6 protein-coding genes are annotated in these 7,171 nt (G+C 55.7%); all 6 read right to left on the reverse strand.

Going from position 1 to position 7,171, the window contains the following annotated elements; genetic code table 11:
* The 6 genes from LPA02S_RS09885 to alaS all read right to left on the reverse strand — a co-directional run bounded on the left by LPA02S_RS09885 (position 1) and on the right by alaS (position 6,817).
* Positions 1-2,349 (reverse strand): endonuclease MutS2, encoded by a 2,349-nt coding sequence (locus LPA02S_RS09885; protein WP_056957021.1) that lies wholly within the window; start codon positions 2,347-2,349, stop codon positions 1-3.
* A gap of 39 nt (positions 2,350-2,388) precedes the next feature.
* Positions 2,389-2,925, reverse strand: a complete 537-nt coding sequence (locus LPA02S_RS09890; RefSeq protein WP_056957022.1) for a CvpA family protein — start codon at positions 2,923-2,925, stop codon at positions 2,389-2,391.
* A gap of 106 nt (positions 2,926-3,031) precedes the next feature.
* On the reverse strand, positions 3,032-3,349 hold the full coding sequence (locus LPA02S_RS09895) for a DUF1292 domain-containing protein (protein WP_054650531.1): 318 nt from the start codon (positions 3,347-3,349) through the stop codon (positions 3,032-3,034).
* Positions 3,350-3,372: 23 nt separating this feature from the next.
* Positions 3,373-3,810: a Holliday junction resolvase RuvX gene (gene ruvX / locus LPA02S_RS09900; RefSeq protein WP_054650529.1), complete on the reverse strand. Its 438-nt coding sequence runs from the start codon at positions 3,808-3,810 to the stop codon at positions 3,373-3,375.
* Complete coding sequence (locus LPA02S_RS09905; RefSeq protein WP_054650527.1) at positions 3,810-4,067, reverse strand: IreB family regulatory phosphoprotein; 258 nt, start codon at positions 4,065-4,067, stop codon at positions 3,810-3,812. Before LPA02S_RS09905 ends, ruvX begins: the two co-directional genes overlap by 1 nt.
* A 107-nt stretch (positions 4,068-4,174) precedes the next feature.
* Positions 4,175-6,817 (reverse strand): alanine--tRNA ligase, encoded by a 2,643-nt coding sequence (alaS, locus tag LPA02S_RS09910; protein ID WP_056957023.1) that lies wholly within the window; start codon positions 6,815-6,817, stop codon positions 4,175-4,177.
* Positions 6,818-7,171: the final 354 nt, after the last annotated feature.

Genomic DNA, 7,171 nt, shown 5'->3' on the forward strand with positions numbered 1-7,171 from the left:
CTACCTAAACACCACAATCGTCGCCCCCGACCCACCAGCATTCGCCGGTGCGTACCCGAACCGGGCCACATTGCGATTCTTCTTCAAGTACTCCGTCACCCCGTTGCGAATGGCCCCCGTACCCAAACCGTGAATAATCGTCACCGTCGGGTAGTTCGCCAACAACGCCTCATCAATATACTTATCCAGGTTGCTCATCGCCTCGGCATACCGCTGGCCACGCAAGTCCAACGTCGTCGATGGCCCACTACCAGCTCCCTGCACGTGTGTCCGGGCCGTCCGTGGCTGCTCCGTCTCCGGCGTCCCCACCTTTTCCAAGCCCGACTCCGGTACCGCCATCTTCATGATGCCGACCTGTACCTGCCACTCGTGGTTACCCTGCTGCTTCAGCAACGTCCCCGTCTGGCCATACTGTAACACTTTCACCGTATCACCAGCACGCAAAGCCGCCGTATTCCGCGCCTTCTTCAGCACCTTATTCTTCGCTAACGGCGTGTCCTGGTGCAGCTGGTGCAACCGCGTCTGCGCGTCAATGACACCCGCATCGTTCGCGCCACCCCGCTGCATCTTCCGCAACGACTTGATAATCTGGTCGGCCTCCGCCTGCGTGTCCGCCACCATCTTGTTGGCCTGATCACGCGCAGCCTGTAACTCCTTGTCCTGCCGCATCTTGAGGTCCGCATACGCCGCCTGTAACTGACCGTGCAGCTTCGTCGCCTCGTCCAACTTCTCCTGGAGGTCCGAGTCGGTCATCGCGGCTGCCTGCCGTTCCTTTTCTAGGTCGGCGATCATGTTGTTCAGGTCGTGCTCGTCGTCACTAATCAACAACTTTGCCCGGTCCACAATTGTCTGGTCCAACCCCAGCCGAGTCGAAATTTCAAACGCGTTGCTCCGTCCCGGCACACCAATTTGTAACCGGTACGTGGGCTGCAAAGTATCACCGTCAAACGCCATCGACGCGTTCGTCGTTCCCGGCGTATTGTACCCGTACAGCTTCAGCTCAGGGTAGTGCGTCGTGTCCACCACGTATGCGCCGACAGTCCCAACCGCGTCCAGAATGGAGATGGCCAGCGCGGCCCCCTCCTGGGGATCCGTCCCAGCCCCCAATTCGTCGAACAACGCCAGACTGTCTTTGTCCAAATCACGCAAAATCGCCACCACGTTCGTCATGTGCGACGAGAACGTACTGAGGTTCTGCTCGATGGACTGCTCGTCACCGATGTCAGCAAAGACGTTGCTGAACACCTTCACCGTACTGTGCTCATCCACAGGAATAAATAGACCTGCCTGTGCCATCAACGACAGCAAGCCCAACGTCTTCAACGTCACCGTCTTACCACCCGTGTTGGGCCCAGTAATGACGATGCTCTGGTAATCACCACCAAGCACGATGTCATTCGGCACCACCTTGTGCTGGTCAATCAACGGATGGCGCGCCTGACGTAAGTCCACCACACCCGCATCACTAATCGTCGGCTCGGTGGCCTTGATGAGCGCAGCGTACCGGGCCTTCGCGTTAATGAGGTCCAGATGGCCCAACACGCTCGCGTCTGTACGCAGCCCGTCGGTTTCTGGCGCGACTTTGGCCGACAAATCCGTCAGTACCCGCATAATTTCCTGACGCTCGGCGACCTGCGTCTCCCGCATCCGGTTATTCAGATCGACCACCGCTTGAGGCTCGATAAACAGCGTCTGCCCGGTGGCACTCTGGTCGTGGACAACCCCACCAAAGCGGCCGCGATTTTCGGCTTTGACCGGAATCACGTACCGGTCATCGCGAATAGTAATGATGGGTTCACTCAGATACTGCGCCGAGTTGCCGCGGGTGTAGCCCTCCATCCGCTCACGTATATCGCGCTCCATCGCGTGCATCCGCCGCCGAATACCGTGCAATTCAGGACTAGCCTCATCAGTGACATTGCCTTCTTCATCAATCGACCGCTGTAACTCCCGCAGCAAACCCGGCAGCAGCGTCAACTGTGCCTGCATCTGGTAGACCCGGCGCAGATCCACGTTCTCATGCAAATCCGTCAGGAAGTCATCAATGGCCGTAACTGTTCGGAGGACACGGACAATACCCGCAAACTCCGTACCATCGAGCACGCCACCAATCTCGGCCCGCTTTAACGAGGTCGTGATGTCCGGCACCGCCGCCACCGGGAGACCACCGCGTAAGCGCAAGATGGTGGCCCCATCGGCGGTCTCGTCTAGTCGTTGCTGAACCTTGTCGGGATCGCTACTTGGACGCATCCGGCCGGCCAACTTTTGCCCGAGTGCAGTGACTGCCTCTGAGCGCACGGCCTCCTGGATACGGTCAAACTCCAGCTGACCTAATATTTTGTGTTTCATTTTTAAAAAGCCTTTCTAAATTTACGTATGCATGGTTAACTAGCCAATCCACCAAGTGTGGAGTAGCCACGAGAAAATGGGCGTATGTGGCACCATGATTTTTGCCAGCAGCGAATGTTCCAGGGCGGTCTGGAGGCCACTAACGGGAATCATCGCCACAAGGTAAAGCACCATGACCACGAACAGGTACGCGCCCAGCCCACCGATAATGCCGCCAATCCAGTGGTTCTGCTTGGCGGGCAACGGGTAATATTCCAGTTCGTGCAGAAGAAGACTTACAACCCGCACGATTACCCAACCAATCGCAAAAACAAACATGAACGAAAAGGCCAGGTAGAATGGGTCATCGAGCCGGAGCCCCAGTGACTGGCTGAAAAAAGCAAAGTGGCTCGACATGGTGGCTGATGGGTATGGTATCCACAACTCGAAGGTCGACTTAAACACACCCGCCAATAATTTGGCCAGCAGGAATACCACTACGTACCCGGCAAACATGATGCCTTGGAGCACCGCCCCTTTGCGTGCACCAGCATAGGCCCCGTACGCGATAAATAATAGAATTATCAGTGTTAACATATTTTCCCCATCCGTCATTGCCCGCAGGCGTATCATTTCGCTCTTAATTTTACCACAACGCAAAGGGCCGGGATGCGTCTGCACCCCGGCCCAGTGGTCACGCAGTCTACTGCATGTCCTCGTCGGCCAAGAAAGTGTTCAGGACTTCCTCAACCATGTTCCACTCGTCATCATCCTCGATGGGGAACAGGTCGCCGGCACTGGCATCCCCGTTCTCATCCGGCGTGAAGGAAAACGCCTCAATCTGGACGTCATCGTCATCGTCGTCGATGCCTTCTGGGTACAGTAGCACGTAGCTCTTCCCATAGTCATCGGAATCGAACGTGAACAGCACGTTGTACAATTCTTCGTTGCCATTGTCATCGATCAGCGTAATCTGCTGGTCGTCCGCGCCTGGGCGGATGTCGTCTTTGTTCTCTGCCATTGTGGCCTCCATTCCCGGTGCGTCTAACTCTGTTGGGTTAGCTTGCCCCGTGCGTCCAGATAGTTCTGCAAAATAAATTGTGCCGCCATCTTGTCGATGACTTGCTTTTGTTCACGACGCGATACGTCCGCCTCGTCGATCAACACCCGGTACGCCGAAACCGTAGTGAGCCGCTCGTCAATAAAATCAACGGGCAAACCGAACTTCTTCACAAGCCGTTCAGCGTACGCCTTGGTCTGCGTCACGCGCGGACCTTCGGTGTTGTTCATGTTTTTAGGTAGTCCCAGTACAAAGCCGTCTGGTTGGTATTCAGCTACCAACTGCTTCAGCCGGCCCATACCGAGGTTGCCGCGTTCCTCATCAATCGGAATAATTTCCAGGCCCTGGGCCGTCCAGCCTAGCGGGTCAGAAACCGCAACTCCCACCGTTTTGGAACCAACGTCCAAGCCGAGTAGTCGCATTATTTCTCCTTACCGAGGTAATGACGCACTAATTCCTCAATAATTTCGTCGCGTTCGTGCTTCCGGATTAAGTTCCGGGCGTCGTTATAGCGAGGAATATAGGCCGGGTCCCCCGAAAGCAGGTAGCCCACAATCTGATTAATCGGGTCGTAACCCTGTGCTTCCAGCGCATCGTAGACCGTCTTCAAAGTATCCTCGACGTTCTTCGGGTTGTTGTCCCGGAAGTTGAAGTGAACCGTTTCGTCTAATGAACTCATACCCAACACCTCTATTCGTTTCGTCTAGCTCAATTTTACTTGATGGCTCGCCAAAGTACAAACCTTCTGTGCGAAAAATTTTAGCGTTTTCATCCGCATAACGCAAGCTATTTTGCGGCTAGCCATTCATGCGCTTGCTTCAGCGCGCCGTCAATGCCTTCTGGCTTCTTACCACCAGCCTGGGCCATGTCGGGACGACCACCACCGCCACCACCGACCATTGGTGCAATGGCCTTGATGAGGTCGCCGGCCTTAACGCCCTTGGCAATCGCATCCTTGCTAGCGGCTGCCAGCAGGTTAACCTTACCGTCTACCGCCGTGGCCAATACTAACACGTCGGAGCTGGCCTTGTCCTGCCATTGATCACCTAACTGTCGGAGTTCCTTCATTCCGGCAACCTTCACGGACTGGGCAATGATGGTAAAGTCACCGGCCTGATCAACGCGGTCAAAGATACCGGCTGCAGCCTGGCTCGCCAACTTACTTTGCAGGGACTCAACCTGCTTCTGCGCGTCCTTCAGTTCTTGTTGCAGGGACTGCACCTTCACAACGGTATCGCCGCCCTGCGTTACCTTCAACTGACCATTAACTGCGTTCAGTTGGTCAGCCTGGGCCGTCAGGTACTCAAAGGCTTCCTTCGAGGTGACCGCTTCAACACGCCGAGTGCCGGCACCAATACCGCTCTCGCTAGTAATCTTGAACAACCCCAGCTCGGCCGTATTCTGTGGGTGGGTCCCGCCGTCGAATTCCTGGTTGAAATCGCCAATCGAAACCACCCGCACGACGTCGCCATACTTGCTATCAAAGACGGCGATGGCACCGAGCTGCTTGGCCTCCTCAATCGGCATTTCCTTCGCGGTGATTGGCAGTGCCCGCCAAATTTGCTCATTGACCATCCGTTCGACCTGACGTAACTGGTCCTGGGTCACTTCACCAAAGTTGGTAAAGTCAAACCGCAAGTAGTCAGGCTCAACTAGTGAACCAGCCTGGTGGGTGTGCTCACCCAGCACGTTGCGCAGTGACTGGTCGAGCAAGTGGGTGGCCGTGTGGTTGAGCGATACTTTGTGCCGCCGCTGGGTGTCGACCGCCAAAGTATAGCTGGCACCCTGCCGCAATTCGCCCTCAACCGTGATGGTGTGCAGGTTCTGCCCGTTGGGTGCGTGCTGAACGTCGGTGACCCGTGCCACCTCGTTACCCTGCGCGTCGCTGATGGTCCCCCAGTCGGCAACCTGGCCCCCCATTTCGGCGTAGAACGGCGTCTTCGCGAAGACCACCTGCGCGGTCCCAGCGTCCACTTTGGTCACCGCCTGGTCGTTTTGAATAATGTCGGTTAACACCGCGTTGTCCTCGTGGACGCTGGTCCAGCCGGTGAACTTGGAGTCAGTCTTAATATCCATCAACACGGTGTCCTGGCTGCCCATCGATTGGGCGTTGCCCCGCGCCTTGCGGGCCCGGTCACGTTGCGCCTCCATGTTGGTTTTGAAACCATCCATGTCCACGGTTAACCCGTTATCGGCCGCAATTTCGCCCGTCATCTCGACCGGGAATCCGTACGTGTCAAAGAGTAGGAACGCGTCGTCCCCACTTATTTGCCGGCCGTTGGTAGCCTTAACTTTGGCCATCACGCCGTCCAGCATGTTAATTCCGGCATCCAGGCTCTGACGGAAGCGCGCCTCCTCAGACTGGATTACCTTTTGAATGAAATCCTTGTTTTGCAGTACTTCAGGGTAGTATGACTTCATAATTTTACCCACCGTTGGCACCAGCAGGTACAGGAAGTCATGGTTGATTCCCAAACGCTTGCCGTTAACTACGGCGCGACGAATTAGGCGGCGAAGGACGTAGCCACGCCCCTCATTGCTAGGCAGGGCGCCATCGCCAATCGCAAAGGTGACGGCACGCGCATGGTCCGCAATAATTTTGAACGCAACGTCGTCAGTGGCGTTGTCGCCGTAATGCTTGCCGGCAGACATCTCCTCGGTCTGCTTGATGAGCGGCAGGAAGAGGTCGGTTTCAAAGTTGGTCGGGGCGTTCTGCACCACGGACACAACCCGTTCGAGGCCCATCCCGGTATCGATGTTTTTGTGCGGCTGGTCCACAATGCGACCATCTGGCAGGTGATTAAACTGGGAAAAGACGATGTTCCAAATCTCTAGGTAACGCTCGTTCTCGCCACCAGGATAGTTTTCGGGGTCGTCCTCGGCGACGTTATTGAAGCTCTGACCACGGTCGTAGAAGACCTCAGAGTCAGGGCCACAGGGACCGCCACCGATGTCCCAGAAGTTGTCCTCAACTTTGTAAATGTGGTCAGCCGGAACGCCAGCCTGCTCCCATAGTTCGAGCGCATCCGTATCCTTAGGGTAAACCGTAATGTAGAGTTTATCCTTGTCGAGGCCCAACCACTCATCACTGGTCAGAAATTCCCACGCCCACGGAATCACTTCCTTTTTGAAGTAATCACCGACGGAAAAGTTCCCCAGCATTTCAAAGAACGTGTGGTGGCGCGCCGTCTTACCGACATTTTCAATATCGTTGGTCCGAATGGACTTCTGCGCGTTAACAATCCGTGGGTTGTCAGGAATCACGGACCCATCAAAATACTTCTTCAGGGTAGCAACCCCAGAGTTAATCCACAGTAGCGTGGGGTCATCCTTAGGAATTAAGCTGGCGCTGGGTTCCACATCGTGACCCTTGCTCTTAAAGAAATCCAGAAACATTTGCCGTACTTGGGCACTGCTTAGTTGCTTCATTGATACTCTCCTGTCCCGCCAACCTCAAAGTTGACGTGCCGTATTGATATGACCCGCTACTCGCCGAATGACAACAAAAAACATCCTTACAAACCCGAGGACGCGTGTGCGCGGTACCACCTCGGTTGCAACGATGTTGTCGTTAACCACTTCATTAGTTGTATTCAGCTCGTATCAGGGAGCACCACGGCGCCGGGCCCAGGTCTTCGCAGTTACCGACCGTTCCTGTATGGGCGCCAAAACCACCGTGGCATATCCTAACCCGTTCATTATAGTGGCGGGCAGTGGTTGTGTCAACGTCAGCCGGGAGACCGGCAGCGTAGGTCGGGCCAGTGAGCTGCGGCTTACGTGGGG

This window comes from Lacticaseibacillus pantheris DSM 15945 = JCM 12539 = NBRC 106106 (assembly GCF_001591865.1).
GTDB lineage: Bacteria > Bacillota > Bacilli > Lactobacillales > Lactobacillaceae > Lacticaseibacillus > Lacticaseibacillus pantheris.

Bases quoted from the DNA above. Each gene is read 5' to 3' on its own strand.
- LPA02S_RS09885 (WP_056957021.1), bottom strand. From the start codon at position 2,349: ATGAAACACAAAATATTAGGTCAGCTGGAGTTTGACCGTATCCAGGAG.
- LPA02S_RS09890 (WP_056957022.1), bottom strand. From the start codon at position 2,925: ATGTTAACACTGATAATTCTATTATTTATCGCGTACGGGGCCTATGCT.
- LPA02S_RS09895 (WP_054650531.1), bottom strand. From the start codon at position 3,349: ATGGCAGAGAACAAAGACGACATCCGCCCAGGCGCGGACGACCAGCAG.
- ruvX (WP_054650529.1), bottom strand. From the start codon at position 3,810: ATGCGACTACTCGGCTTGGACGTTGGTTCCAAAACGGTGGGAGTTGCG.
- LPA02S_RS09905 (WP_054650527.1), bottom strand. From the start codon at position 4,067: ATGAGTTCATTAGACGAAACGGTTCACTTCAACTTCCGGGACAACAAC.
- alaS (WP_056957023.1), bottom strand. From the start codon at position 6,817: ATGAAGCAACTAAGCAGTGCCCAAGTACGGCAAATGTTTCTGGATTTC.